Annotated in this window: 25 protein-coding genes; 18 read left to right on the top strand and 7 right to left on the bottom strand. The window is 64.5% G+C overall.

The features are described from left to right. Positions 1-3 precede the first annotated feature (3 nt). Complete coding sequence (locus QCE63_RS25125; RefSeq protein ID WP_309836788.1) at positions 4-2,739, bottom strand: MGH1-like glycoside hydrolase domain-containing protein; 2,736 nt, start codon at positions 2,737-2,739, stop codon at positions 4-6. Positions 2,740-2,914: 175 nt separating this feature from the next. Here QCE63_RS25125 and QCE63_RS25120 point away from each other — a divergent pair, with 175 nt between their 5' ends. Further along, positions 2,915-3,775: an NmrA family NAD(P)-binding protein gene (locus QCE63_RS25120; RefSeq protein ID WP_309836787.1), complete on the top strand. Its 861-nt coding sequence runs from the start codon at positions 2,915-2,917 to the stop codon at positions 3,773-3,775. 7 nt (positions 3,776-3,782) lie between these two features. On the opposite strand, the gene QCE63_RS25115 is transcribed toward QCE63_RS25120, so the two are convergent. Continuing rightward, entirely contained in the window at positions 3,783-4,241 is a 459-nt protein-coding gene (locus tag QCE63_RS25115; RefSeq protein WP_309836786.1) for an MEKHLA domain-containing protein, read from the bottom strand. A 150-nt stretch (positions 4,242-4,391) separates the two neighbouring features. On the opposite strand from QCE63_RS25115, the gene QCE63_RS25110 reads away from it, so the two are divergent. Together QCE63_RS25110 and QCE63_RS25105 are read left to right on the top strand one after the other, a co-directional pair. Next, positions 4,392-5,096 carry a glutathione S-transferase family protein gene (locus tag QCE63_RS25110; RefSeq protein ID WP_309836785.1) on the top strand — a complete coding sequence of 235 codons (705 nt, stop codon included), beginning with the start codon at positions 4,392-4,394 and terminating at the stop codon, positions 5,094-5,096. 14 nt (positions 5,097-5,110) lie between these two features. After that, entirely contained in the window at positions 5,111-5,719 is a 609-nt protein-coding gene (locus QCE63_RS25105; protein WP_309836784.1) for a TetR/AcrR family transcriptional regulator, read from the top strand. Position 5,720: 1 nt separating this feature from the next. On the opposite strand, the gene QCE63_RS25100 is transcribed toward QCE63_RS25105, so the two are convergent. Next, a complete protein-coding gene (locus QCE63_RS25100; protein ID WP_309836783.1) occupies positions 5,721-6,839 on the bottom strand; it encodes an MBL fold metallo-hydrolase in 1,119 nt (372 codons plus the stop codon). 85 nt (positions 6,840-6,924) lie between these two features. Here QCE63_RS25100 and QCE63_RS25095 point away from each other — a divergent pair, with 85 nt between their 5' ends. Next, positions 6,925-7,557, top strand: coding sequence for a TetR/AcrR family transcriptional regulator (locus QCE63_RS25095; protein WP_309836782.1), 633 nt, complete (start codon positions 6,925-6,927; stop codon positions 7,555-7,557). 51 nt (positions 7,558-7,608) lie between these two features. Here the strand turns inward: QCE63_RS25095 and QCE63_RS25090 are convergent, their stop codons facing one another. After that, complete coding sequence (locus QCE63_RS25090) at positions 7,609-8,772, bottom strand: porin (protein ID WP_309836781.1); 1,164 nt, start codon at positions 8,770-8,772, stop codon at positions 7,609-7,611. Positions 8,773-9,202: 430 nt separating this feature from the next. On the opposite strand from QCE63_RS25090, the gene QCE63_RS25085 reads away from it, so the two are divergent. Next, entirely contained in the window at positions 9,203-9,817 is a 615-nt protein-coding gene (locus tag QCE63_RS25085; protein ID WP_309836779.1) for a hypothetical protein, read from the top strand. A gap of 21 nt (positions 9,818-9,838) precedes the next feature. Here QCE63_RS25085 and QCE63_RS25080 read toward each other — a convergent pair whose 3' ends face one another. After that, a complete protein-coding gene (locus tag QCE63_RS25080) occupies positions 9,839-10,714 on the bottom strand; it encodes a lipid A biosynthesis lauroyl acyltransferase (RefSeq protein WP_309836778.1) in 876 nt (291 codons plus the stop codon). Between the two features lie 326 nt (positions 10,715-11,040). On the opposite strand from QCE63_RS25080, the gene QCE63_RS25075 reads away from it, so the two are divergent. Together QCE63_RS25075 and QCE63_RS25070 are read left to right on the top strand one after the other, a co-directional pair. After that, positions 11,041-11,892, top strand: coding sequence for an oxidoreductase (locus QCE63_RS25075; protein ID WP_309836777.1), 852 nt, complete (start codon positions 11,041-11,043; stop codon positions 11,890-11,892). Further along, entirely contained in the window at positions 11,853-12,473 is a 621-nt protein-coding gene (locus QCE63_RS25070) for a hypothetical protein (RefSeq protein WP_309836776.1), read from the top strand. The genes QCE63_RS25075 and QCE63_RS25070 overlap by 40 nt, the downstream gene beginning before the upstream one ends. A gap of 70 nt (positions 12,474-12,543) precedes the next feature. Here the strand turns inward: QCE63_RS25070 and QCE63_RS25065 are convergent, their stop codons facing one another. Continuing rightward, positions 12,544-12,723 (bottom strand): hypothetical protein, encoded by a 180-nt coding sequence (locus tag QCE63_RS25065; RefSeq protein ID WP_309836775.1) that lies wholly within the window; start codon positions 12,721-12,723, stop codon positions 12,544-12,546. Between the two features lie 329 nt (positions 12,724-13,052). On the opposite strand from QCE63_RS25065, the gene QCE63_RS25060 reads away from it, so the two are divergent. The 3 genes from QCE63_RS25060 to QCE63_RS25050 are packed head-to-tail and all read left to right on the top strand — an operon-like array spanning position 13,053 to position 15,930. Further along, positions 13,053-13,829: an acetoacetate decarboxylase gene (locus QCE63_RS25060; RefSeq protein WP_309836773.1), complete on the top strand. Its 777-nt coding sequence runs from the start codon at positions 13,053-13,055 to the stop codon at positions 13,827-13,829. 25 nt (positions 13,830-13,854) lie between these two features. Then, the gene (locus QCE63_RS25055; protein ID WP_309836772.1) at positions 13,855-14,637 is read left to right on the top strand and encodes a 3-hydroxybutyrate dehydrogenase; all 783 of its coding nucleotides are present in this window, start codon (positions 13,855-13,857) and stop codon (positions 14,635-14,637) included. 27 nt (positions 14,638-14,664) lie between these two features. Further along, positions 14,665-15,930, top strand: a complete 1,266-nt coding sequence (locus tag QCE63_RS25050; protein ID WP_309836771.1) for a patatin-like phospholipase family protein — start codon at positions 14,665-14,667, stop codon at positions 15,928-15,930. A gap of 18 nt (positions 15,931-15,948) precedes the next feature. Here the strand turns inward: QCE63_RS25050 and QCE63_RS25045 are convergent, their stop codons facing one another. Next, positions 15,949-16,845 (bottom strand): LysR family transcriptional regulator, encoded by an 897-nt coding sequence (locus QCE63_RS25045; protein WP_309836770.1) that lies wholly within the window; start codon positions 16,843-16,845, stop codon positions 15,949-15,951. A 142-nt stretch (positions 16,846-16,987) separates the two neighbouring features. On the opposite strand from QCE63_RS25045, the gene QCE63_RS25040 reads away from it, so the two are divergent. The 8 genes from QCE63_RS25040 (at position 16,988) to QCE63_RS25005 (ending at position 26,609) form a co-directional block, all read left to right on the top strand. Beyond that, the gene (locus QCE63_RS25040; protein ID WP_309836769.1) at positions 16,988-18,481 is read left to right on the top strand and encodes an aldehyde dehydrogenase; all 1,494 of its coding nucleotides are present in this window, start codon (positions 16,988-16,990) and stop codon (positions 18,479-18,481) included. Between the two features lie 36 nt (positions 18,482-18,517). After that, positions 18,518-19,591: an ABC transporter substrate-binding protein gene (locus QCE63_RS25035; protein ID WP_309836768.1), complete on the top strand. Its 1,074-nt coding sequence runs from the start codon at positions 18,518-18,520 to the stop codon at positions 19,589-19,591. A 16-nt stretch (positions 19,592-19,607) separates the two neighbouring features. Continuing rightward, the gene (locus tag QCE63_RS25030; RefSeq protein WP_309836766.1) at positions 19,608-20,441 is read left to right on the top strand and encodes an ABC transporter permease; all 834 of its coding nucleotides are present in this window, start codon (positions 19,608-19,610) and stop codon (positions 20,439-20,441) included. Then, on the top strand, positions 20,438-21,289 hold the full coding sequence (locus QCE63_RS25025) for an ABC transporter permease (protein ID WP_309836764.1): 852 nt from the start codon (positions 20,438-20,440) through the stop codon (positions 21,287-21,289). Before QCE63_RS25030 ends, QCE63_RS25025 begins: the two co-directional genes overlap by 4 nt. Positions 21,290-21,306: 17 nt before the next feature. After that, a complete protein-coding gene (locus QCE63_RS25020; RefSeq protein WP_309836763.1) occupies positions 21,307-22,896 on the top strand; it encodes an NAD(P)/FAD-dependent oxidoreductase in 1,590 nt (529 codons plus the stop codon). A 31-nt stretch (positions 22,897-22,927) separates the two neighbouring features. Beyond that, positions 22,928-24,016, top strand: a complete 1,089-nt coding sequence (locus QCE63_RS25015; protein WP_309836762.1) for an ABC transporter ATP-binding protein — start codon at positions 22,928-22,930, stop codon at positions 24,014-24,016. Positions 24,017-24,084: 68 nt separating this feature from the next. Next, complete coding sequence (locus QCE63_RS25010) at positions 24,085-25,734, top strand: class I adenylate-forming enzyme family protein (protein WP_309836760.1); 1,650 nt, start codon at positions 24,085-24,087, stop codon at positions 25,732-25,734. 23 nt (positions 25,735-25,757) lie between these two features. Continuing rightward, positions 25,758-26,609, top strand: a complete 852-nt coding sequence (locus QCE63_RS25005; protein ID WP_309836758.1) for an amidohydrolase family protein — start codon at positions 25,758-25,760, stop codon at positions 26,607-26,609. Positions 26,610-26,625 lie beyond the last annotated feature (16 nt).

The following is a 26,625-nucleotide window of genomic DNA, read 5'->3' as shown; positions in this document are numbered from 1 at the left end:
GTACTAACGCGCCATCGCGGCCGTTGGATCTTCATGCAAGCGCACCGACATGACCGGCGCCTCCGGTCGCGTATGCGCCAGCTTCATCAGACGCGGCTGCAACAGCAACGCCACCAGCCCGCTCCAGCCGGTCTGATGCGATGCGCCCACGCCGCGCCCGGTATCGCCATGGAAGTATTCGTGGAACAGCACGAGGTCCTGCGAGCGCGGGTCCGCCTGAAGTTGCGGATAGGCGCTCATCACGGGCCGCTTGCCTTCGGCGTTCTTCAGGAACAGGGTGGTCACGCGCCGCGACAGATTGTCGGCAATATCGCTCAGTGAACATGTGCGCTCAGGCTGCGCCGGATCCTCGATGCGGAATGCGTCGCCGTAATAGCGATGAAACTCGTATAGCGATTCGATCAGCAGATAGTTGACGGGCATCCAGATCGGACCGCGCCAGTTCGAATTGCCGCCGAACACACGCGAATCCGATTCCGCCGGAAGATAGCGCACGCACAGATGCACGTTGTCGTGATCGAACAAATAGGGCGCCTCGCAATGCACGCGGCTGAGGGCGCGCACGCCGAAATCGGAGAGGAATTCTTCGGGGTCGAGCGTACGCCGCAACAGCGCCTTCATCCGATGTCCGCGCAGCAGCGACAGCAGCGTTGTGTTGGCTTTGCCGGGCTCCATCCAGCGCGAAACCAGCTTCGCCAGATTAGGCCGGTGATCGGGGAACCAGGCAAGCCGTTCGCGCAGGCCGGGCAGTTCGCCATACACGCTTTCTTCCAGCACGTGCACCGCGAACAGCGGAATCAAGCCGACGATGGAACGGATGCGCATCGGCACGCGCGTGCCGTCGGGCAGATGCAGTACGTCGTAGAAGAACTCGTCTTCTCCGTCCCACAGGCCGGTGATGCAGCCGTCGCCGCAACTGACGGCCTCCGCGATATACAGGAAATGCTCGAAGAACTTGACGGCGATCTCCACGTACGCGTCGTTCTTCAGCGCGAGTTCGAGGCCAATCTGCATCAGGTCGAGCGCATACGAGGCCATCCACGCGGTGCCGTCGGCCTGATCGATGCGTCCGCCGGTCGGCAGCGGCTGCGAGCGGTCGAAGATGCCGATGTTGTCCAGCCCGAGAAAGCCGCCCTGGAAGATGTTGCGATCGTCGGCGTCCTTGCGGTTCACCCACCACGCGAAGTTCAGCAGCAGCTTGTGGAACATCACTTCGAGAAACGCGTGATCGCCGATGCCGGTCATCTCGCGGTCGAGCTCGTACACGCGCCACGTGGCCCATGCATGCACCGGCGGATTCGCGTCGCCGAACGCCCATTCATAGGCCGGCAGCTGCCCGTTCGGATGCATGTAGCGTTCTTTCACGAGCAGCAGCAACTGCTTCTTCGCGAAGTCCGGGTCGATCATCGCGAAGGCAACCGCATGAAACGCAAGGTCCCACGACGCGTACCACGGATATTCCCATTTGTCGGGCATCGAGACGACATCGCCATTGCACATGTGACGCCAGTCCGCATTGCGGCCGTGACGGCGCTGCTTGGGCGGCTCGGGCTGGCCCGGATCGCCGTCGTGCCAGCGCGTGACGTCGAACTGGTAATACTGCTTCGTCCACAACATGCCGGCCAGCGCCTGGCGCTGCACGAGGCGCGCATCGGCGTCGTCGATGTCGTGTTGCAGCGTCGCGTAGAACTCGTCGGCTTCCGCTTGCCTGCGCGCGACCAGCGCGTCCGTGTCGAGCGGCGCGTCCTGATCGGCGGGACGCCAGCGCATGGTCATCACCGCGCGCTGATGCGGGCCGAGTTCGAGACACGCATGCGCGGCCGCGCGCGTGCCGTGATCGCGGCGGATGGCGGCGGTGTCGCCATCGACGAGATAGTCGTTGATACCGTCCTTGAACGGCCCTTCGCCCTCGATGCCGAAGATGCGCCGAACGTTCGTCTCGTTCTCGCAGAAGAGCCATTCGAGCGGCACGTCGGCTGTGGCGCTCACATGCAGGGTGCCGTGCGCCGGATGATGCGCGATGACGTGTTCGTCCTGGCTGCCTTTGCCGTGCACTGTCAGCGACGGCTTTCCATGCCGCGCTGACCACGCCCAACGATTGCGCGCCCAGAACTGGGGCAGCACGTGCAGCGTGGCGGCCTCGTTCGCGCGATTCTCGATGGTCACGCGCATGACGATGTCGTCGGCGGTGTGCTTCGCATATTCGACCCAGACGTCGAAGTAACGGTCGGCGTCGAACACGCCGGTGTCGAGCACTTCGTATTCGGGCTGATCCGCGCCGCGTCGACGGTTCTCGTCGATGAGATCCTGATAGGGAAACACATCATGCGGATACTTGTAGAGCATCTTCATGTACGAATGCGTGGGCGTGCCGTCCACGTAGAAGTACAGCTCCTTCACGTCCTCGCCGTGATTGCCCTGTTCGTTCGTCAGACCGAAGAGGCGTTCCTTGATGATCGGATCGCGCCCGTTCCACAGTCCGAGCGAGATGCACCAGTCGAGCGGGTCATTGCCGAAGCCCGCGATGCCGTCTTCGCCCCAGCGGTACATGCGGCTGCGCGCATGGTCGTGCGGAAAAAAGTCCCACGCGGTGCCGTATTCGCTGTAGTCCTCGCGAACGGTGCCCCATTGACGCTCGCTCAGATAAGGGCCCCAGCGCCGCCACGACTCGCGCTCCGCGCCGTGCAGGCGTGAGCCTTCCTTCGTTTGCAACAGATGGATTGCGCGTAGCGGCGGCATGAGACCTCCGGGGCGTGTGAAGTTCGATGATAAGCGCGTGTGGCGCGTTCGGCGCGGCGACGTGCCGGTTAATGCCGCTGCGTCATCAATCCCATAACCATCGCGCCATTTATTCATGTAAGCCCGTTCCCTAGCATTCGACTCATCGATGTTAAACGAACCAGGGAGTCGGACCATGTACGTCATCACAGGGATTACCGGACAAGTCGGCGGCGCGCTCGGCCACGCACTGTTGCAGCAGGGCAAGGCGGTGCGCGCGGTGGTGCGCGACGAGCAGAAGGGCGCGGCGTGGGCGGCGCGCGGTTGTGAGATCGCGCTCGCCACGATGACCGACGCCGACGCGCTTGCGCGTGTCTTCGAGGGCGCCGAAGCCGTGTTCTTGCTGCCGCCTTCGGAGTTCGATCCGCAACCGGGCTTTCCGGAGGCGCGTGAGGTGATCGATACGATCATGGCCGCCGTGGCGCGTGCGCGGCCGCGCCGGATCGTCTGTCTTTCGACTGTCGGCGCGCAGGCCACGCGGTCCAATCTGCTGACCCAGCGCACGCTGCTGGAAGAGGCGCTGCGTCAACACCCGGTTCCGGTTACGTTCCTGCGTCCGGCGTGGTTCATGGAGAACTGCGCGTGGGACGTGGCCTCGGCGCGCGACGAAGGCATCGTGCGCTCGTTCCTGCAACCCGCCAATCGTGCGATCCCGATGGTCGCCACTGACGATATCGGGCAACTCGCCGCGCGACTCATGCAGGAGGCATGGCCGGGCGTGCGCGTCGTGGAACTGGAAGGTCCGGCGCGCGTGCGTCCCGTCGATATCGCCGCCGCGTTCTCGCATGTGCTCGGCAAGCCGGTGCGCGTTGAGATCGTGCCGCGCGACACGTGGGAAGCGCTGTTTACGAGTCAGGGCATGCGTTACCCGCTGCCGCGCATGCAGATGCTCGATGGTTTCAACGAAGGCTGGATCGACTTCGAAGGACATCGCGAGGACATCGTCAAGGGAACGACGCCGCTCGTCGATGTGATTCGAAAGCTGACCAAGGTCTAAGCGAGCTTCAGACGATATCGCTGACTTGCGGAATCATCGCCGCTTGTCCGCGATAGACGCCGTCGCGATCGAACAACTGCCAGACCGTCGCGCGCTCAATATAAAAACGCGCGCCCGATTTCTTCACGCGCACGCCGCGATAACCATCGACATAACCATCGCGCGTCACTTGTTCGAGAAACGCCTGGCGCTCGCTGCGCTCCGGCGCTTCAGCGGAAAGACGCGAGGGCAGCGCGGTCAACTCGTTCCACGTATAGCCGAACAGACGCTGCGCCCGCAGGTTGCCGTACACGAAGACCGGGTCCGCCTGTGTGTCGTGTGCAAGGATGCCGAAAGGCGCGTCTTCATAGAGCCAGCGCGCGGCCTCGGCGGGCGTCAGGCTTGCGTCGGGAACCAGCGACGTGTTCAGCAGGCGCGCGTAGCTCTCGCTGAGCAGGGTGAAGAAGTTGGAATCGGTAGGCTGCATTGCGTTTGAAAGCAGGATTGAGGCGGAACTCGCAACCTTACCCGCGCGCCACAATTCGCGCAGCATCGAGACGAACATTGCAGGTTTTATATCGGTCGATCTAAAATACGCCGGCTGCATTCATCAAATGCAATCCAGGAGACGACCGGCATGATCGAGTTTTACTTCCACCCGACGCCCAATCCCGCGAAAATCGCGCTCTTTCTCGAAGAGTCGGGGCTTCCCTACACGCTGAAACCGGTCGATACGAGCAAGGGCCAACAGCATCTGCCCGCGTTCCGCGCCATCAATCCGAACGGCAAGGTGCCGGCCATCGTGGACACGGAAGGGCCGGGCGGCACGCGCGCGGTCGTGTTCGATTCCACCGCCATCCTGCTCTATCTCGCCGAGAAGAGCGGTCAGTTCATCGGCGGGCCGCAAGACCGTCCGCAACTGCTTTCATGGCTGATGTTCATCGCCAGCGGCCTCGGCCCGTTCTCGGGACAAGCGGTGCATTTCCAGTACGCCGCGCCCGAAGGCCTCGACTACGCGGTGAACCGTTATCGTCGCGAGGTGGACCGGCATTATCAGGTGCTCGAAGATCACTTGAAGGGGCGCGAGTTCATCGTCGGGAATGCTTATACGATTGCCGACATGTCGGCGTGGGGCTGGCTGGATCGTGCGTCGCGTGTGCTCAAGAACAGCGAGGATCCGCTCGGTCCCTATCCGGAACTGAAGCGCTGGTTCGCGCACATCGACGCGCGTCCCGCCGTGGCCCGTGCGCGCGCCGTCAACAAGACGCACGCGTTCAAGAGCGTCAACGACGACGAGACGAAGCGCTCGCTGTTTCCGTCGAACTTTCCGAAGACGGCCTGAGAGGAAGCCAGCGTATGCCGCGTCCGCGTGAGTTCGATGAGGATGCCGCCCTCGATGCGGCCATGACGCAATTCTGGTCGCGCGGCTATGAAGCGAGTTCGGTGCGCGATCTCGCCACGGCCATGGGCCTGACGTCGGCGAGTCTCTACAACGCGTTCGGCGACAAGCGCACGCTCTATGAACGCGTGCTCGAACGCTATGTGGAACGCGGCTTTCGCGCGCGGGTGCAGCGTCTGGAACACCGCGTGCCGCCGCGCGATGCCATCGCGATGTTCTTCGACGAGATCATCCGGCTCTCGGTGAACGATCCGCATCGCCGGGGTTGCATGGTCGTCAACTCGGCGCTGGAACTCGCGCCGCACGACGATTTGTTTCATCGCGCGTTGAGCGGCGTGCTGAAGGACATGGAAGGGTTCTTTCTGCGGTGTGTGCTCGCGGGTCAGAAAGACGGATCGATTCCGCGCGATCTCGACGCCGGCGACATCGCGAAAACCCTGCTCGCTGCTTTGATGGGGCTGCGCGTGCTGGCGCGGGTCAATCCGCAGCGCAAGCTGCTCGAAGGCGCGCTGCGGCCGGTGCTGGCGTTGCTCGGCGTGGAGGCGGCCGCGCGCCGCAGGAACTGACTTACTTGGCGTCTTGCGTGCGCGACGCGCACATCCGCCATGCAGGTGCGCCGTGTTCATCGACCGCTGTTTCGCGCCACCAACGCTCGCCGCGATGCGGCGCTTCGAGATCGAGCCGCTCGCCCATGCGCGGCGTAGACACCGCGACGCCGCGCGCCAATGCGAGCCCGGTCACGCGTTCGAAAGGCTCTTGCCACGGGTGCATCGCGAGGTCGAAGGTGCCGTTGTGGATCGGCACGAGCCAGCGTCCGCGCAAGTCGATATGCGCCTGCACCGTGTGTTCCGGCTGCATGTGCACGTAGGGCCATTGCGCATCGTAGGCGCCGGTCTCGACGAACGTGACATCGAACGGACCCAGCTTCTCGCCGATGGCGCGGAACCCTTCGAAGTAACCCGTGTCGCCGCTGAAGAACACGCGCAGGGCGTCATCGACGATGACCCACGAAGCCCACAGCGTGCTGTTGCTGTCGAAGAGGCTGCGCCCCGAGAAATGCTGTGCGGGCGTGGCGGTCAAGGTCAGGCCATCGATCTGCGCGCTCTGCCACCAGTCGAGCTGGCGGACTTTCGCGGCATCGATGCCCCACTCGATCAGACGATCGCCGACGCCGAGCGGTGTCAGGAACACTTCGGTGGTCGCGGCAAGCGCGAGCACGGTGTCGCGGTCCAGGTGATCGTAGTGATCGTGCGAGAGGATCACGCCGCGCAAAGGCGGCAACTCTTCCAGCGCGATGGGCGGCGCATGAAACCGCTTCGGACCGACGCGCTTGAACGGCGACGCGCGCTCGCCAAAAACCGGATCCGTCAGCCAGTACGCGCCGCGCAGTTTGAACAGCAAGGTGGAATGACCCAGCCGATACAGGCTGCGATCCGGGGCGGCGTCCAGTTGCTCGCGCGTGAGCGTATCGACGACAGGCGCCTGCGCAGGCACCGAGTTACGCGGCTTGTTGAACAGCATGTTCCACATGATCCGCAAGGTCTTGCCGAATCCTTCCGACGGACGAGGCTTCACATTGCGAAAGCGCGTGCCGTCATGCTGCGGCGACGCGGTCGACAGTCCCCGGCCGCGCCGGGCAGCGGCCAGTCCGAGGGCACGGTTGATGCGATCAGCAAAAGAACTCATGAGAATGGCATCCGACGCAAATGTACACTGTACAGTGTAGTTTAATCTCATCAAAAAAGTAAACCGTGCGGTGTAAAATAAACGGATGAGTTCGAACGACATTCCCCAGCGCCTGACGGATCGCAAGCGCGCTGCCATCATGAACGCGGCGGTCGAGGAGTTCATTGCGGCCGGCTACGACGCCACCAGCATGGACCGCATCGCCGCGCGCGCGGACGTTTCAAAGCGCACGGTGTACAACCATTTCCCGAGCAAGGAAGCCTTGTTCGCGGCCATTCTGCTGCGTCTCTGGGATGAGAGCGATGCCGGCGACGCTCCCGCCTACAGCAGCAGCGAGCCTTTGCGCGCGCAGTTGCTGGCCTTGCTCGCGCGCAAGCTGCGGCTGATGAACGACGAGTCGTTCCTGTCGGTGGCGCGCATGGCGATATCGGCGGGCATTCACTCGCCGGAACGGGCGCGCGATATCGTCGCGCGAATTGGCGAACGGGAAGAAGACCTGACCGTATGGATCAGGAAAGCCGCCGCCGATGGCCGTCTCAGCGTCACCGACCCCGTCTTCGCCGGGCAGCAATTGCATGGCATCGTGAAGGGCTTTGCCTTCTGGCCGCAAGTGGCGATGGGCCAGCCCACGCTGACGAAGCACGAGCAGAAGAAGGTCGCCGAAGCCGCCGCCGACATGTTCCTCGCGCGTTATGCGCGCGCGGCGTCCGACAAATAAAAAAAGCGCGATGCCCTTGCGAGCATCGCGCCTTGGTGAGCCGGACTTCGATCAGAAGCGGTGACGCAGACCCACGCGCGTCACGAGCTGCGTATTCGCGCCCGCACTGCCGACAAACGACGCCGCCGAACCGATTTCCGCCTGCACCGGAACCCCGCGATTGCTGCCCGATGCCTTCTGGAACGCGCCGGTCACATAGACGTCGGTACGCTTCGACAGCACGTAGTCCACGACGCCATTGACCTGGTGCCAGCGGCCGTCGAAGTTGCCGTCGAGGTCCGAGAACGTGTAGCCGAGGCCCGCGCTCAAAGCCGGCGTGAACGCGTACTTGCCGCCGATTTCATAGTTGTTCAGCGTCGAGGAACCCGCCGTGATCGGCTCGAACTTCGTGTGCGTCCAGTTCGCCCAGATCAGTGCGTCCGCGATGGTGTAGCGCGCGCCGACGCCAAAGGTTTCCAGATCGCGCAGGCCGGTCGTGTTGACGTTCGCGATGCTCACGCTGAACGCAGGCGTCGCGCCGTTCGGGAAGCGGATGTTGGTGTACGCCGCGCCGATGCCGAGCGGACCCTGCTTGTAGTTCAGGCCGAAGCTATAGGCGCTCGACGAACCTTGCACGGCGGTTGCGCCGGTGCCCGTCGTGGGCGAGCCGGCGAAGTTGGTCGAGTTGGAGAAGCCGTACATCGCGCCGAACGTGAGGCCGTGGAAATCGGCGCTGCTGAACTTGACCGCGTTGTTGATGCGGCTTGCAGTCAGCTGGTCCAGGTCGTTGATGTGATACGCGTAGTTGCCGGCGGGCGTCTGGCTGCCCATCGTGTAGTTGCCGCCGAGGTAGTCGGTGGAGAACGAGTACTGACGGCCGAACGTCACCGAACCGATGTCGTTCTTCGAGATGCCGACATAGGCCTGACGGCCGAATTCCGCGCCGCCCTGGCCGAGCGTGCCGTCACCGCTGTTGAAGCCGCTTTCGAGCACGAAGATCGCCTTCAGACCGCCGCCCAGGTCTTCCGCGCCGCGCAGGCCCCAACGGCTGCCTTGCGCTACGCCGTCGCCGTACTTGACCACGCTGTCATGACCGCGCGTGGTCGCGACCTTGTTGGCGTAGGTGATGCCGGCATCGATGATGCCGTACAGCGTGACGCTGCTTTGCGCCTGCGCCACGTTGCTGAACAGGGCGAACATGCCGAGCGCGGCGGCCGCTACGATGTGCTTCTTCATTGTTGTTTTCCTTGAGGTTGTCCGCTCGACACGGTGTGGGCAGCGCACGACGCGGCGCTTTCGGCACGCGAACGCGATCTTCCCGGCTTCGCAAGACAAGCATGCGAAGGTCGAGTGCTATGAGAAAAAGATGGTCGTCAAACGAATGGGTTGATGTCCCGCTTTCAATACAAGCGGGCGGACTGCGTTGCCCTGGCGCCTTGCCGCCGATGACTGACGCTGTAGCGAACGGAATATAGCGGATCGTCAGCGTTCGGTAAATATCGCCTATGCAGTTTGTAGTCTTTCTTCCACATGGCTGTCATCAAGATAGGTTTATTCCGAAGTCATCCGGCAACTAACTGTCGATTTTTATTGCGCCTTTAAACAGGCGCGCTTGTTGCAACAGTAATAGCCTGCTTTGTGTCAGCCGCTTTCAGGAGGAGACGATATGTCAGAGCACAGCCACCCGGACGCATGCCGGATCGGCGTTGCGTTCATCGAAGGGCAAGTGACGATGCTTCAAGCTTACGCCGCGTTGTTGTCGGAGTGGATCGAGCGTGGCGCGCCGCCACCCGATTTCAGAAAAGCGGACACACTGATGGCGCGCCGGCGCTCGGATCCCGAGGCGCATACGCATAGCGAGGCCGGCACGCCGATGAAAGCGCCGCCCCCCGACGATGACCTTGCTTGGCCGTCATTCGATACCCCGGACCAGCGCATGGCGTTCGCGATGATCGTGCCGTGTACGAACGCGCTTCTCGCGGTGGCCGAGTATTTCGATGTGCATCGGCTGTCGGCGTCGCGCGCGCCCGAGGTGCAGTTCCTGATGCGGGTGCGCGACGCGGCCGTGAACGGCAACACCTTCGTCATCGCCGACACGTACATGCCGCACGCCGCCTATGCCGGCCTGATCGTCGATGCGACGCTCGACGGCACGCTGCTGTTCAGCGATGGCGTGAGGCCCGGCTTCATCGAGTTCGGCGATACGGTGGGTTTGCTGCGCTACCTGACGAAGCTGTTGAAGAGCATGCAGACGGTCATCAGCGCGGGCGATGCGGGCTGAAGCGCCGCGCTCAATACACCCTTAATACACGCCCGGCACGCCCGGCGGACGCGTCTTGAAGCGCCGATGCACCCAGTAGTATTGCTCCGGAAGCCTGCGCACCTGGGTTTCGAGAAACGCGTTGATGCGTTCGGCATCGAGCGTGTCACTTGCGGAAGGGAAGTTGTCGAAGGGTTCGAAGATGGTGAGCTTGTAGCCGCGATAGTCCGGCAGCACTTCGGTGACGAAGGGCACGACCTGCGCGCCACAAAGCCGTGCGAGCCGTGACACCGAGGTCAGCGTGCACGTGGGCACGCCGAAGAACGGCACGAAGACCGAGTTGTCCGGGCCGTGATCCATGTCCGCGGCGAGCATGACCGGCGTGCCCGCGCGAAGCAGCCTGACGATGGCTTTCGCGCTGGTTGAACGTTCGATCATCTCGGCGCCGAATCTGCCGCGTTGCCGTCTTGCGAGCGCGCAGATTCGCGCGTCCGACATGCGGGTGTAGAGAGAAGCCGCCGGAAAGCGCGTTGAATAGAGAATGCAGCCGACCTCGATGCTCACGAAATGGAAGCCCAGAAAAATGGTCGGCACGGCCTGATGGCTGTGCAGATCGATGTGGCTTTCCACTTGAACGAGCTTCTGTATCGACTTCGCGCTGCCGAACCATTGAATGCCGCGTTCGAAATAACTTCGAATGACGTGGCGAAAATGATCTCTCGCAAGCTGTTCGTATTCGCGCGCTTCCCGGCCCGGAAAGCACAGACGCAGGTTCACGTGCACGATATGTTTGCGCGAACTCGGCAACCTGTACAACAACGCGCCGAGCGCGCTGCCAAGCCGTGCAACCAGGCCGTAGGGAAGAAGGGAAAAGAAGCGCAGCAACGCCACAGCGGCAGTAAAGCCCAGCTGCTTCAAGGGAAACTCCTGCCCGGAAGATTGAAACGGGAACAGCGAAGAATGAATCGGAAGGAGGCTGATTATAACGCCGACGCTTGCAAAAATGCGTTGTCGAATTAGATAAAGCGTGACATTCGAGGTAATCCAATGTCACGTAATCACAGGCCGGCGCCCAACGGACAACGAAGCCACGCGCAGCACGCTTGCGCTATTTGCTTCAACATAGTGTCCAGGCGGCTTCCTGTCTGATTCCGCTGGTCAACCTCATGTGCGCGTCGGTATCGGCGGGATCGAAGCATCGGCCGATTGACCGATATGCAGCGCACCTCAATGGAGAACGCGCAATGTCCGCATCGACGAGCGATACCCCTGTCTGGTTCATCACCGGCTGCTCGACCGGCTTCGGCCGCGAACTGGCCGCCGCGGTCATGGAGAAAGGCTGGCGCGCGGTGATCGCGGCACGCAATCCGGACAGCGTCGCCGATCTCGTCGCGCGCGCGAAGGAGCGCGCCGTCGCGGTGCGCCTCGACGTCACACGCGCCGACGAGATCCAGTCCGCCGTCGCGCAGGCTCATGAAGCGTTCGGCCGGATCGACGTGCTCGTCAACAACGCTGGTTTCGGCTATCTCGCGGCGGTGGAAGAAGGCGAGGAGGACGAAGTGCGCGCGATGTTCGAAGCGAACTTCTTCGGCGCGGCGGCGATGATCCGCGCCGTGCTGCCGCACATGCGCGAGCGCCGCTCGGGACACATCGTCAACATTACATCGGTGGGCGGGCTGGTCGGCAATCCGGGCAGCGGTTATTACGCGGCGACCAAGTTCGCGCTCGAAGGTCTCGGCGAGGCGCTGGCGCGCGAGACAGAGACCCTCGGCATCAAGGTGACGGCGGTCGAGCCCGGCCCGTTCCGCACCGACTGGGCGGGGCGCTCGCTCAGGCAGACGCGTCAGCCCATCGACGACTACGCAGCCGGCGCGGGCACGCGGCGCGCGGCGATCGCGGAACGCAGCGGCAGCCAGCCGGGCGATCCGGCGCGCGCGGCGCAGGTGATCATCGAGGCGGTGACCGCGCCCGAGCCGCCCGGACATCTGGTGCTCGGCGGTCCGGGTCTCGAACTCGTGCGCGCCAAGCTCGCGCGTCTCGCCGCCGAGATCGACACATGGCACGACCGCAGCGCCTGGACCGACAACCCGGGCTGAAGCACCCGCCGATGAACCCGCCGATGAACCCGCCCGAAGCCCATGCCCACGTCCGCGCGCTGATCGCCGCCGACGCCGCCGTGCTGCACGTCGCGCCGCCGCGCGTGTGCTTCGTGACGCGCGCGGGCGGGCCGTGCTACGAGGCGCTGTTCAACCGCATCGAGATCGATGCCGCCACGCTCGCCTTGCCCGAGCCGCTGCTGAACGTGGTGATCGCGCATGAAGTCGGGCATGCAACGCAGCGCAGGAGCATGCTCTTCGACCTCGCACGGGCCATGTTGCTGGTGGCGGCGCTGATGTCGGTGCCGTGCCTGCTGTTCGCGGCCTCGCCCGAGGAAGAGTGGTGGCGCGTGAGCGCGCCGGGCATCGGCGTGGTGCTGGCCTTGTTCGCAGCGCGGAGAATCTGGCGCACGCATGCCGCGAGACGCTGCACGGCGCTCGAACTCGATGCCGACGCGAAAGCGGCTTCGATCCACGGCGCGTCGCTGGCGTTGCAGGCGCTGGAGGTCATGGCGGCGCGCGGTGGCATCGACGTCGCGCGGCTCGACGCGATGCGCGCACGGCTCGGGTCGAACGATTGAATCCGGCAGAAACGAAAAAGCACGCGCGTCCCTATACGGACGTGCGTGCTTCGCGTAGAAAAATGAAGCGTTACTGCGCCGGCGCGGCGGGCGGCGTCGACTTCTTGGGGTGCTTATGCTTCTGTCCCTTCTTGTGATACGCGGGACGCGGCTTGTTGTCCGGGTAATCCGCAGCAGCGTAAGTCAGAGTAGGCGCCGCAAAAGCCGCCAGCACCAGGAGCACGAGGGACTTCTTCAAAGACGTTTTCATCGGAGACTCGCTTTTTAGGAGATGGCCTGAACCTGCAAGCAACGCATGGCCCGCCGCGTTGCGTTCCGAAAATACAAGACCACAGCTATACCGCAATCACAAAATCCGGCTCTTGATCGAGCAGCGCCTGTGGAAAGCAGCGCGCTCCGGCAACAGTATATTGCACAAAAAAATGCAATTATCCAGTAGGTATCCATAAGCTCTTGACGCAACGAAGCTTTTGTCTGTTCGCACTGCTGGTCTGAGTGTCATCAAGCTGCCTTTGGTCCGCGACAAATGTCATCTTCTGCATCTACTATCGTGCCTGCTCTCAACTCAGGGACGATCCAGTGAAAGAAGACGACATCCGCAGAAACGCCTTCGCCATGCCGGTGCACAACCCGGCGTATCCGCGTCCGCCGTTCCGCTTCCTCAATCGCGAGTACTTCATCATCTCGTATGAGACGGACCTCGATGCCTTGCGTGCCGTGGTGCCGGAGCCGCTCGAAGTCGACAGCGCCCTCGTGCATTACGAATTCATTCGCATGCCGGATTCATCCGGCTTCGGCGATTACACCGAGAGCGGCCAGGTCATCTCGGTGATCGATCCGGACGGCAACCCGGCCAGCTACACCCACGCGATGTATCTCGACGACGAAGGCCCGATCGCGGGCGGTCGGGAAATCTGGGGCTTTCCGAAGAAGCTGGCGTCGCCGCGTCTTTCGGTGGATGGCAAGGACACGCTGCTCGGCACGCTCGACTACGGCACGCAGCGCATTGCCACCGGAACGATGGGCTACAAGTATCGTCCGCTCGATCTCGAAGCCGAACGCAAAAAGCTCGCCGACACGCCCAACTATCTGCTGAAAGTGCTGCCGCACGTGGACGGCACGGCGCGCGTGTGCGAACTGGTACGTTTCTTCCTGCGCGACGTCAGCGTGCTCGGCGCATGGGAAGGCCCGGCCGCGCTCGAACTGCACGCGCACGCGCTCGCGCCGGTCGCGGATCTGCCGGTGCGCAAGGTGGTCGGCGCGCGGCACGTGATCGCCAACCTGACGCTGGATATCGGTGAAGTCGCTTACGACTATCTCGCCCCCGGCGAACTGAAGCTCGCGGTCAATCAATAACTTTTAACGGACAAGGAGCAGGCACATGGCACTGCAAGGAAAAGTCGCGCTCGTCACGGGCGCTGCGAGCGGCATCGGCGAACAGACGGCGCGCAAGCTCGCCGCCGACGGCGCGGCCGTCGTCATCGCCGACCTGAATCTGGCCAACGCGCAGAACGTGGCGGACAGCATCGTCGCGGAGGGCGGCAAGGCGATCGCCGTCGCCATGGACGTCACCAGCGAGGAAGCGGTGAACGCGGGCATCGCGGACACGGTGGCCAAGCTCGGCGGCATCGACGTGCTGGTGTCGAATGCGGGCATCCAGATCGTCGCGCCCATCGAAGAGTACGCGTATTCGGACTGGAAGAAGATGCTCGCCATTCACCTCGACGGCGCATTCCTCACGACCAAGGCCGCCATCCAGCACATGTACGCGTCGGGCAAGGGCGGCTCGATCATCTACATGGGTTCGGTGCACTCGCATGAAGCGTCGAAGCTGAAGTCCGCCTATGTCACGGCGAAGCACGGCCTGCTGGGTCTGGCGCGCGTCGTCGCGAAGGAAGGCGGCCCGCGCGGCGTGCGCGCCAACGTGGTGTGCCCTGGATTCGTGCGCACGCCGCTCGTCGAGAAGCAGATTCCCGAACAGGCGAAGGCGCTCGGCATCTCCGAGGAAGAAGTCGTGAAGAACGTCATGCTGAAGGAAACCGTCGATGGCGAGTTCACCACCGTCGCCGATGTCGCGAACACGGTCGCCTTCCTCGCGGGCTTCGAATCGAATGCGCTGACGGGGCAGTCAGTGGTCGTGAGTCACGGCTGGTTCATGCAGTAACAACAAGCACAACGACAAGGAGAATCCATGCGCCGCAGTCAACGCAATTCACTCACGCAGGCGAACCACGTCGCGCTGCCGGACTACGACGAGGTCTGTCTCGTGCTGCAAGGCGGCGGCGCGCTGGGTTCCTACCAGGCGGGCGTATTCGAGGGACTGGCCGAAGTGGGCGTCGAGCCGAGCTGGACGTCGGGCATTTCCATCGGCGCGCTGAATACGGCGATCGTCGCGGGCAATGCGCCTGAACACCGCGTGGCGGCGCTGCGCGGTTTCTGGAACACGATCTGCCAGCCGGCGGACCTGATCGGGCACGTGGGCGCGTTCGTGCCCGCCGCGTTCGGCTTTGCCAACATGGGCCGGACGTTTTCGAGCATGTGGGCGGCGGCGCGCGCCCTGACCGAAGGTCAGCGCGGTTTCTTCTCGCCGCGCGTGCAGGTGCCGGCGCTTGTTCCGGACGCGCAGGCGAAGCTTCCGAGCAATGTCAGCTATTACGACACCTCGGCCTTGCGCGCGACGTTGCTGCAATTCGCCGACTTCGACCGCATCAACGACGGCAACATGCGCGTGTCTGTCGGCGCGGTGAACGTGCGCACCGGCAATCTCGTGTACTTCGACAACACGAAGATGCGCCTCGCGCCCGAGCACTTCATGGCGTCGGGTGCGTTGCCGCCGGGCTTTCCGGCGGTGGAGATAGACGGCGAGTTTTACTGGGATGGCGGGCTGGTCTCGAACACGCCGTTGACGGAGATCATCCGCGAGAGCCAGCACAAGGACACGCTCGTGTTCCAGGTGGATCTGTGGAGCGCGCGCGGCACCTTGCCGGGCGATTTCCTCGACGTGAGCGAGCGCACCAAGGACATTCAGTATTCGAGCCGCACCCGCGCCATTACCGATTTCGTCTCGCACAACCAGAAGCATGCGCGGCTCATCAAGGAACTGCTCGAACACGTGCCGGAGCAGGTGCGGCGTTCGCATCCGCTGCTGCGCGAGGCGCAGAAGGTGGCGGACGGCGGCGCGGTGAACGTCGTGCATCTGATCTACAAGAACAAGTTCTTCGAAGGCCACTACAAGGACTACGAGTTCAGCAACGACACGATGGACGAGCACTGGGCGAGCGGCCTGGAAGACATCCGCCGGTCGTTCGGGTACCCGGAATGGTTCGAGATTCCGAGTCACGACCTGGGTTTCGTCACCCACGACGTGCATCGCTTCGAGGCCGCGCCGCAAGCCGTGGCCGAGCCGCTGAAAGCGGTGTCGAAGCCGCTGGAAGACGACGTTCCGGCCGACGCCTGAACATCCGGAACGCGCGCCTCAACCCGCCGCCATCCGCGCGGCGGTTTCCTTCAACTGAGCGACGAACTGATTGACGATCACCGATCTCGGCCTGCCGGGCGCGAACAGGAAACGCGGCTCGACGGGCACCGCCGGCGAGAAGCGCCGCGAGACGAGATCGGGGAACGAGCGGCCCATCAGCGCGAACGGATCGACCAGCGCGACCGCATTGGCTTCCCGTACCAGCGCGCATAGCACCGGCGTGCTGTTCGAAACGAACGCGCTCGAAAAAACCCTGCCCTGCGCGCGAAACGCCTCGCGCAGCCGCCAGCCGGTCAGCGTGTCCTCGCCGAAGGTGGCGAGCATTTCGGCGTCCAGCAGACGCGGCGTCACGGTCTTGCGGTCCGCCAGCGGATGCCCGGCGCGCATCACGCAACGCAGCTCCGCGCTGCAGAACTCTTCCACTTCGAGCGTGCCTGACGGCGCGGCCACGTCGAGAATGCCGAAGTCCGCCTGATTGTTGTTCACGTATTCGACGACATGCCGCGTGGGCAGCGCGCGGATATCGAATTCGACAGACGGATGCGTCTCCCGGAACTCGCCGACCGCCCGCGCCACGATGGTGGTGGCGAGCATGGACACGGTGGACACGCGAATGGAGCCGCGCTGTCCTTGCTGGATCTCGCGCGCCGTTTCCGCAATCGACTGCACGCTGCCGAACAGCCGTTCGATCTCCGGCAGGATAGCCTCGGCCTCGGGCGTGCAGACGAGCCGGCCTTTCACGCGCAGAAAAAGCGTGAGCCCGATTTCTTCCTCCAGCATGCGCAGCGTCTTGGTCACGGCGGGCTGCGACACATACAGCAGCCGCGCGGCCGCCGACACGCTGCCGGCCTTCACGACCGCACGGAAGATCTCGAGATGACGCACTTTGAGCATGGCGGACACCAGGAAAGGGTATAACTTTTCGGCAGGAACAAGCTTAGCAGAATGTATTGGTTTTCATACTTTTGAAACCGTACACTGATTTCAGTCGCATGAACGCATGAGCCAATCGAACTGACATTCAAGGAGCCTTGCTGTGAGCATTCCCGACGCAACGGTGTGGCGCGCACGCGCCGAGGCACTCCGGCCCGAGGGGCGGGCGTTCATCGACGGACAATACGTGTCCGCGCTCTCCGGCAAGACCTTCGCCACCGTGAATCCCGCCACGGGCCGGGTCATCGCGGAGATTGCCGAGTGCGGCAGCGAGGACGTGGACGTGGCGGTCGCCAGTGCGCGGCGCGCGTTCGAATCCGGCGTCTGGTCGCGCCGCGCGCCCGCCGAGCGCAAGGCCGTGATGCTGCGCTTCGCGCAGTTGATGATGGAGCATCGCGAGGAACTGGCGCTGCTCGAATCGCTCGATGTCGGCAAGCCCATCGCGAATGCCTATAACGGCGACATCGTCAGTTCCGCGACCTGCATCCAGTGGTACGGCGAGGCCATCGACAAGCTCTATGGCGAAACCGCGCCCGCCGCGCCCGACATGACCACGATGATCGTGCGCGAGCCGCTCGGCGTGGTGGCGGCGGTGGTGCCGTGGAACTATCCGCTGTCCATGGCGAGCTGGAAGCTCGGCCCGGCGCTGGCTGCGGGTAATTCGGTGATCCTGAAGCCCGCCGAGCAGTCGCCGCTCAGCGCCATCCGCATCGCCGCGCTCGCGGCCGAAGCCGGTCTGCCGCCCGGTGTGCTCAACGTCTTGCCGGGCTACGGCGAGACGGCGGGGCGCGCGCTCGGCCTGCACATGGATGTCGATGCCGTCGGCTTCACCGGTTCCACGGCGGTCGGCAAGCTGTTCATGCAGTATTCCGGGCAGTCGAACATCAAGCGCGTCGGGCTCGAATGCGGCGGCAAGAGCCCGCACATCGTGCTCGACGACTGCCCCGACCTCGACGCCGCCGCGCGCGCCGTCGCGGCCGGCATCTTCGGCAACAGTGGGCAGGTGTGCAACGCGGGCTCGCGTTTGATCGTCCACGCCGCCGTGCGCGATGAACTGCTGGGGAAGGTCACGGCCATCGCGCGCGATCTCGTGCCCGGCGACCCGCTCGATCCGGCTACGAAGATGGGCGCGATCGTAAGCCAGGTGCAGCACGAGTCGGTGATGTCGTATATCGACGCCGGCCGGGCCGATGGCGCGCAGGTCATCGCGGGCGGCCGCGCGGCGCGGACGGAATCGGGCGGCTTCTTCATCGAACCGACCGTCTTCGACCAGGTCAGCAACACCATGCGCATCGCGCGTGAGGAGATTTTCGGGCCGGTGCTGGCGGCGATCACCGTCGAGTCACCCGAAGAAGCGGTGCGCATTGCCAACGACACCGTCTACGGCCTCGCCGCCGCCGTCTGGACCTCGAACATCACGCGCGCGCAGCAGGTGTCGCGTCAGCTGAAGGCGGGCGTCGTGTGGGTCAACTGCTTCGACCGCGGCACGATGTCGTCGCCGTTCGGCGGCTTCAAGCAATCCGGCTTCGGCCGCGACAAGTCGATGCACGCCTTCGACAAGTACATGGACTGGAAGGCCATCTGGATCGCCGGATAAAGCATCGCCCCGACCCGACCACTCAGGGAGACCGACATGAAAGCGCAAGTCCCGCAGCAACCTGAAGCCGACGCCCCCGCGCCCGCGCGCCGCGTTTTCCTGCAACAGGCGGGTGCGCTCGCCGGGGCCGCGCTGCTCGGCGCGCCGGCCATCGTGCGCGCGCAGTCGAAGAGCATCGCCGTGACCTGCTGGGGCGGCGCCTACGAAGCCGCGATACGCGGCGCGTTTGCCGAGCCCTTCACGAAAGAAACCGGCATCGCGGTGACGCTCGTCAACAGTGCGGACCTCGCGCGCATGAAGGTGCAGGTGGAGTCGAAGAACGTCTCGTGGGACGTGTTCGACAGCATCGGGCCGCAGATCGTCACCGGTTCGCGCCAGGGCATGTGGGAAAAGCTCGATCCGGCCATCGTCAAGACCGACGGGCTCATCACGAAGACAGGGGCGGATTTCGTCGGCACATATTCGTATGCGGGCGGCATCGGCTTCGATCCGAAGCGCAGCGGCAAGCCGCCGACAACCTATGCCGAGTTCTGGGACGTGAAGACCTATCCGGGGCGGCGCGGCTTGCGTCCGCGCGTCAGCGAGAATCTGGAGATGGCCTTGCTCGCCGATGGCGTCGCGCCCGACAAGCTCTATCCACTCGACGTCGAACGCGCCTTCAAGGCGATGGACCGCATCAAGCCGGCGGTGCGCAAGTGGATCGAGACCACGCCGGAAACCGTGACGCTCATCGCCAGCAATGAACTGGACTTTACCTACACGTATCTGAGCCGCGTGCTGCCGGCGCAGCGCGCGGGCACGTCCATTCAGATGTCGATGAAACAGACGCTCAACAGCCTCGAATATCTCGCGGTACCCAAGTACGGCAAGAACACGCAGGCCGCGATGCAGTACGTGGCGTTCTGTCTGCGACCAGACCGGCAGGCGGCGTTCTGCGAGATGGTCGAATTCGCGCCGAACACCGCCGCGGCGATGCCGCTCGTCTCCGCCGCCGCGAAGGCGCGCATGCCGGACATGCACGATGCGAACAGCATCGTCATCAACGACCAATGGTGGGGCGATCACTACGATGCGCTGCAGAACCGCTTCACCACCTGGATGCTGACCTGAGCCCCCGGCGCGCGCGATGAACTACTCGCTGAACCTCAAGTCCGTGGTCGTCATGTTGCTGCCGCTCTACGGGCTGCTCGCGGTGTTCTTTCTCTGGCCGCTCGGCCTGGTGGGCTGGTCGAGCATCTGGGAGAACGGCTTCACCGCGCGCGGCTATGCGCAGGTGCTGAGCAATCCGCTGATTCATCGCGTGCTCGTCAATACGCTCGTCATCAGCGTGACCGCGACCGTGGCGAGCCTCGTGCTCGGCTATATCGTCGCGCTGCATCTGGCGCGGCTGCCCGCGTCGAAGCGCACGCCCTATCTCGTGATGGTGATGCTGCCGTTCTGGACCAGCATACTCGTCAAGAGCTATGCGTTCACGGTGGTGCTGGGCAGCGCGGGGATCGTCGCGAAGCTGGCGGGATGGATCAGTGGCGACGCGTGGCATCCGGACCTGATGTTCAACCGCACGGGCGTGGTGATCGGCATGAGCAACTATCTGTTGCCCTTCATGGTGCTGCCCATCCTGACGAGCCTCACCGCGCAGAATCGCAACCTCAAGTTCGCGGCGGAGATGATGGGCGCGGGCCAGTGGCTGATCTTCGCGCGCATCACGCTGCCGCTTTCGATGCCCGGCGTGATCGCGGGCGTGCTGATGTGCCTGACGCTCTCGATGGGCATGTACATCACGCCCGCGCTGCTCGGCGGACCGCGCGACATGATGCTCGCCAATCTGATCGACTTCTACACGCGCCAGACGCTCGACTGGACGCTCGCCGCGTCCATCGCGATGATGCTGCTCGTGCTGTCCGGCGTGCTGATCGCGCTGCTCGGACGCGTGCAGCGCGGCCAGGAGGCCTTCGCATGACGTCCACCGCTGCCCGTGCCAGCAAGGACTTCACCGTGCCGGAAGCGCGCCGCCGCGACTGGCGCGGCGTGTGGCGCGTGCTCGGCACGCTCGGCGGCTGGTGCGGCTATCTGTTTCTGCTGCTGCCTAGTCTCGTGGTCGTGCCGGTGTCGTTCGGCGGCGGCAGCGAACTGAGCTTTCCGCCGAAGACCTTCTCGCTTGAACTGTTCCACCGCTTCCTGACCGATCCCGCGTGGTGGGGTTCGGCGCTCACGAGCGTGATGGTCGCGCTGCTGGCCTCGGCGATCTCCGTGGCGGTAGGCGTGCCGGGCGCGTATGCACTGGCGCGCGGCCGTTTTCCGGGCCGCCGCGTGCTGGAAACCCTCGCGATCACGCCGATGCTGATTCCCGTCGTGGTCCTGGGTCTCGGCATCTACAAGCAGTTTTCCATGCTGGCGCTGGTCAATACGGTATGGGGCATCGCGCTCGCGCATGCGGTGCTGGTGGTGCCGTTCGTCGTGATCGCGGTGGGTTCGGGGCTGAAGCACGCAGACCCGGCGCTCGAAGCGGTCGCCATGCTGATGGGCGCGAGCCGCGTGCGCATCTTCTTCCAGGTGGTGCTGCCGCAGATCCGCGCGTCGGTGGCCGTGAGCGTGCTGTTCGCGTTCCTGCTGTCCTTCGATGAAGTCGTGGTCGCGTACTTCATCTCCGGCCCGCAGACGACCACCTTGCCGGTCAAGATGTACAGCGCGCTCCGCTGGGAGGTGTCGCCGGTGCTGGCGGCCGTATCGACGCTGCTGACACTCGTCTCGCTCGCCGTGTGCCTCGGCATCATGGCCCTGCAACGGCGCGACGCGCCCGCCGAATAATCTCTCTGACAACCATCATGGCGAACCAGTACGACGCGGTGATCATCGGTACAGGCCACAACGGCCTGGTGTGCGGCGCGTATCTCGCGCGCAAGGGCTTCAAGGTGTGCCTGCTGGAGCGCCGTGGCCTTGCCGGCGGCGCGGCGGTGAGCGAAGCCGTGTGGCCGGGGTATCGCGTCTCGGTGGCGTCGTACACGATGGCGCTGCTGCAACCGCGCATCATCGAGGAACTGGAGCTGGCGAAGCATGGCTACGAGATCATCGTGCCGCCGCCGATGATGCATCTGTATGGCAACGGACGCAGCCTGATCGTGCGTGCGGAAGGCCCATCTCTGTTCGAGGATATCGCGCGTTTCAGCGCGAAGGACGCCGACGCCTACAGCAAGTATCGCGCGCACATGACGAAGCTCGGCAAGCTGGTGGCGGACATGCTGTGGGAAATCCCGCCCGATCCCGCCGATGGCGCACTCTCCGCTCGAAGCCGTCTGCTCGGCTTTGCGTGGCGCTTCCGGGACATGGGCGAGCGCTTCTACGATCTCTACGACGTGCTGACGCTTTCCGCGCGCGACTACCTCGCGCGCTGGTTCGAATCCGACGAGATGATCACGGCAATGGGCTTCTACGCGTCCTGCGGCGGCGCGGCTACCGGCATCTGCTCGCCGGGATCGGCGTATGTGCTGCTGCGCGGCTTCATCCGCGACCACACGACGCCCGCCGGGCCTGCCGGTTTCGTGCGCGGCGGCATGGGGTCGATCTCGGAGGCGATTGCCGCGTCGGGCAGGGCGCACGGCATGGAAGTGCGCTGCGACGCGCCGGTGGCCGCGGTGGAAGTGAAGGGCGAGCGCGCGACCGGCGTGCGGCTTGCATCGGGCGAACTGATCGAGGCCGGCTGCGTGATCTCGAACGTCGCGACCAAGGTGCTGTTTCAGCAACTGGTCGGCGCGGAGCATGTGCCGTCTGAGTTTCGCACACGCGTCGCGCAGATCCGCGACCGTTCCACTGCGTTCAAGGTCAATCTCGCGCTGAACCGCCTGCCCGTGTTCAAGGACTTCGACGCACGCGCGGCCGGCTTCGATTATCCGGCGCAGGTGCGCATCGGACCTTCGGTCGAGTATCTGGAACGCGCGTGGGATGCCGCCAAGTATGGCGAGATCTCGCCGCATCCGCCGCTCGTGGTGATGAGTCCGAGCGCGCTGGATCCGAGTGTCGCACCCGAGGGCAAGCACCTGATGAGCATCTTCGGCCAGCACGCGCCCTACGCCTTGCGTGAGGGTTCGTGGGACACGCAGCGCGAGCGGCTGTATGAGATCGTGCTGGATACGCTGGCGCAGTACGCGCCTGACATTCGCGAATGCATCGACGCGGCGCAGGTCCTGTCGCCGGCCGATCTCGAACGCATCTTCGCGCTGCCGGGCGGCCATGTGCATCACGGCGAACTCAGCGCCGACCAGATTTTCTTCCGCCGCCCGGTGCGCGGCGCGGCGGACTATCGGACGCCTGTCAAAGGGCTTTATCAGTGCGGCGCGTCGGTGCATCCCGGCGGCGGCGTGACGGGCGTGCCGGGGCACAACGCGGCGCAGGTCGTGCTGCGCTGCGAGCGGCATTGAGCAACGAAGCAACGAACAGCGGATTCCGACGATGAACATGATCGAACTGAAGCAGGTCTCGCGGCGCTACGGCGACGTGCAGGCGCTCGCGCCGCTGGACTTCAGCGTGAAGCAGGGCGAATTCGTCACGCTGCTCGGACCGAGCGGCTCGGGCAAGACAACGCTGCTCAATCTGATCGCGGGCATGGTGAAGCCTTCGTCGGGACAGATCTTCGTGCGCGGCGTGGACATCACGAACGCGCCGCCGAGTGCGCGCGGCCTCGGCATGGTGTTCCAGAACTATGCGCTGATGCCGCATATGACCGTATTCGACAACATCGCGTTTCCGCTGCGCGTGCGCAAGCTGCCGAAGGAGGAGATCCGCCGCCGCGTCACCGAAGTGCTCGACATGGTGCGCCTGCCGGACCTGGCCGCGCGCAAGCCGAAGGAACTATCGGGCGGACAGCAGCAGCGCGTGTCGCTGGCGCGCTGCATTGTCTATAACCCGGCGCTGATCCTGCTCGACGAACCGCTCGGCGCACTGGACAAGAAGCTGCGCGAACAGATGCAGTTCGAGATTCGCCGGCTGCATGCGCGGCTCGGCATCACGATGCTGAACGTCACGCACGATCAGGACGAGGCGCTCTCGATGTCCGACCGCATCGTGCTGATGAACGAAGGACGCGTCGAGCAGATCGCGACGCCCGACGAGCTGTATCGCGCGCCGCGCACGGCGTTCGCGGCGAGCTTCATCGGCACGGCGAACCTGATTGCGGGCACGGTGCAGGAGAGCGGCGGCGAGCACATCGTGGTGTCGACCGCGCTCGGCATGCTGCGCGCGGCGCGCGGGGTGAACGGCGTGTCGCGTGGCGCGGCCGTCAAGGTGCTGGTGCGGCCGGAGAGCGTGCACATGCGGCCGGTTGCATCCGGCGAGGAGCCGCAACAGGAGTCGCGTCACGCCGGCACACTCGAAGATTCGATCACGTTCGGCAGCGTGGTGCGCCATCACGTGCGTCTGCCGGGCGACATGCAGATCGTCGTGCAGCAGCAGGGCGGCAGGCACGGCGCGGCCCATGCGCGGGGCGCGCCGGTGATGCTCGACTGGGCGCCGGAGGATTGCCAGGTGATCGCGCAGGACTAGCGTCAGCCAGAGCCAGACCCGCGGCGTGCAGTGCGCCGCGCTACGAGGATGGGTTTCAGGAGAACACGATGACAACACAGTCGCCGACCGTGGAGGACGAACTCGTCCGTCGAAAACGGCAGGAACAGCTCGCGTTGCCCGAGTCGCTCGGGCAGTTCGTGCGCGAGCAGGCCGCGCTCTACGGCGGCAAGACCGCGGCCGTGTGGTTCGAACGCGGGGTCAGCATGACCTACGCCGAACTCGATCGCGCGGCGTCGCAGCTTGCCGACGCGCTCGTCAAGCGCGGCGTGCGCAAGGGCTGTCACGTGGCGCTGATGTTGAAGAACGCGCCCGAGTTCCCGGTGACGTGGATCGCGCTCGGTCGCATCGGCGCGGTGATGGTGCCGGTCAATACCGCCTATACGCGCGATGAAATGCGCTTCGTGCTCGATGACGCCGATGTCCAGTATCTCGTGATCGATGAAGAATACGTCGCGCGCCTGGAAGGCTTCGATGCACTGCCCGGACTGCTGGCATGGGAACGCGTGATCGTCAGCGGAGCATACGACGCGCGCGCCGATCTGTTGCAATGGCAAACGCTGCTGGCCTCGGGTCGCGCGGACTTCGCGGCGCCGACGCATGTTTCCCGCGACGATCTGCTGAACCTCCAGTACACCTCCGGCACCACGGGGTTCCCGAAGGGCTGCATGCTGAGCCACGACTACTGGATGATCCACTGCCACGGCGCGGCGCGGCATCGCAGGGGGGCGGACGCGGGTATCGAGAACGTGCTGATCTGGGCGCCGTTCTTCTACATGGACCCGTTGTGGCAGTTCCTGATGACATTGAAGCTCGGCGGCACCGCTTATATTGCGGAGCGCATGAGCCTGACGCGCTTCATGTCCTGGCTGATCGACTATCGCATTCACTACTGCATCTTTCCGGAGCCGGCGTTGAGCCAGCATCCGCGCGGCCCGGGCGATGCCGGCGTGTGCCTGAAGTACATCAGCATCTACGGCTGGACCCGGCCGGCGCGCGAGGAAGTGCAGGCGCGCTTCGGCGTGATCGCGCGTGAAGGCTTCGGCATGACCGAAGTGGGAACGGGCGCGCTCGTGCCGGCATGGGCCGGCGAAAAGGCGCTGGAACGCACCTGTGGCCTGCCCGCGCCGTTTCGTGAGTTGCAGGTTCGCCGTGAAGACGGCAGCCCTGCCCCTGTCGATGAAGTCGGCGAGTTGTGGATACGCGGGCGCGGCATCCTGTGGGGCTACTACAAGCGGCCCGAGGCCAACGCCGAAAGTTTCGACGGCGACTGGTTCCGCACCGGCGACCTGTTCCGGCGCGATGCCGACGGCTTCTATTACATCGTCGGCCGCATCAAGGAGATGATCAAGCGCGCGGGCGAGAACGTCTCGGCGACGGAAGTGGAGACCGTGCTGCGCAGCATGGACGCCATCGACGAAGCTGCAGTCGTGCCCGTGCCCGATCCGCTGCGCCGCGAGGAAGTGAAGGCGTATCTGAAGCTGCGCGAGGGACTTACGTGGGCGGAGGTGACGCCTGCCGCCGTGTTCGAGCATTGCGCGCGGCATCTCGCGCCGTTCAAGGTGCCGCGTTATCTCCAGTACATGGAAGGCGATTTTCCGCGCACGCCTTCGAGGAAGATCGCCAAGAAGCGGCTGATTGCCGAGACGGCCGATCCTTTCGTGAACACCTACGACCGCCAGGAAGCGCGCTGGCGGTGACCTGATTTGTGCAGGAGTCTCTCATGTTCGTGGACTTTTCGAGTCGTCCGCCCGTGTTGCAGTTCAACGGGCCTGCGGACCACCTGTCGAACTACCGGCGCGTGTATCAGGGCACGGAGACGCAGGCGGCGAGCACGGTCTGTCACGATCCGCTTGCCGATTACCTCGCGATCTACGAGCGGCTCCGGGCGCGGCATGTCGTGCTCAAGGCGCGCGACCTGAGCAGCACGTTTGGCGTGAAGATATCGAACGAGGATGTGGCCGCGTTCTGCCGCACGCATGGCGAGCGCTATATCGGCTTTGCGGGGGTCGATCCGCATGCGGGCGCGACGGCCGTCGCGGAGTTCGAGACCGCCGTGCGCGAACTCGGCTTGCGCGGTCTGAACGTGCAGGGCTTCGAACACCGGCTGGCTATCGACGACCCGTTGCTGTTTCCGCTGTACGCGAAGTGCGTGGAACTCGACGTGCCGGTGAACATTCACTGCGGCGCGAACTTTTCCACCCATACGTCGATGATGTACGGTCATCCGGCCGCGCTCGACCGGGTGATGATGACGTATCCGGGCTTGCGCGTGTGCGCGTCGCCGCCGGGCTGGCCATGGGTGCAGGAACTGCTGGCGGTGGCGTGGCGCCATCCGAACGTGTGGATCGGCACGGTGGCGGTGCGCCCGAAGCTGCTGGCCACCGCGCATTCGGGCTACGAAGCCTTGCTGCAATACGGGAGAACCGTGCTGAAGCGGCGCATGATTTTTGGCTCCGCCTTCCCGATGATGCCGGTCGAACGCGCGCTCGAAGAGTTCGATGCGCTGGAGATGGCCGACGAAGTGCGCGAGGACTGGCGCTGTAATAACGCGCTGGCTTTTCTCGGCTTGTGAGGGCGGCCTTTGCGTT

The organism is Caballeronia sp. LZ065 (assembly GCF_031450975.1).
Taxonomy (GTDB): domain Bacteria; phylum Pseudomonadota; class Gammaproteobacteria; order Burkholderiales; family Burkholderiaceae; genus Caballeronia.
This window is presented reverse-complemented; position numbering and strand designations above follow the sequence as displayed.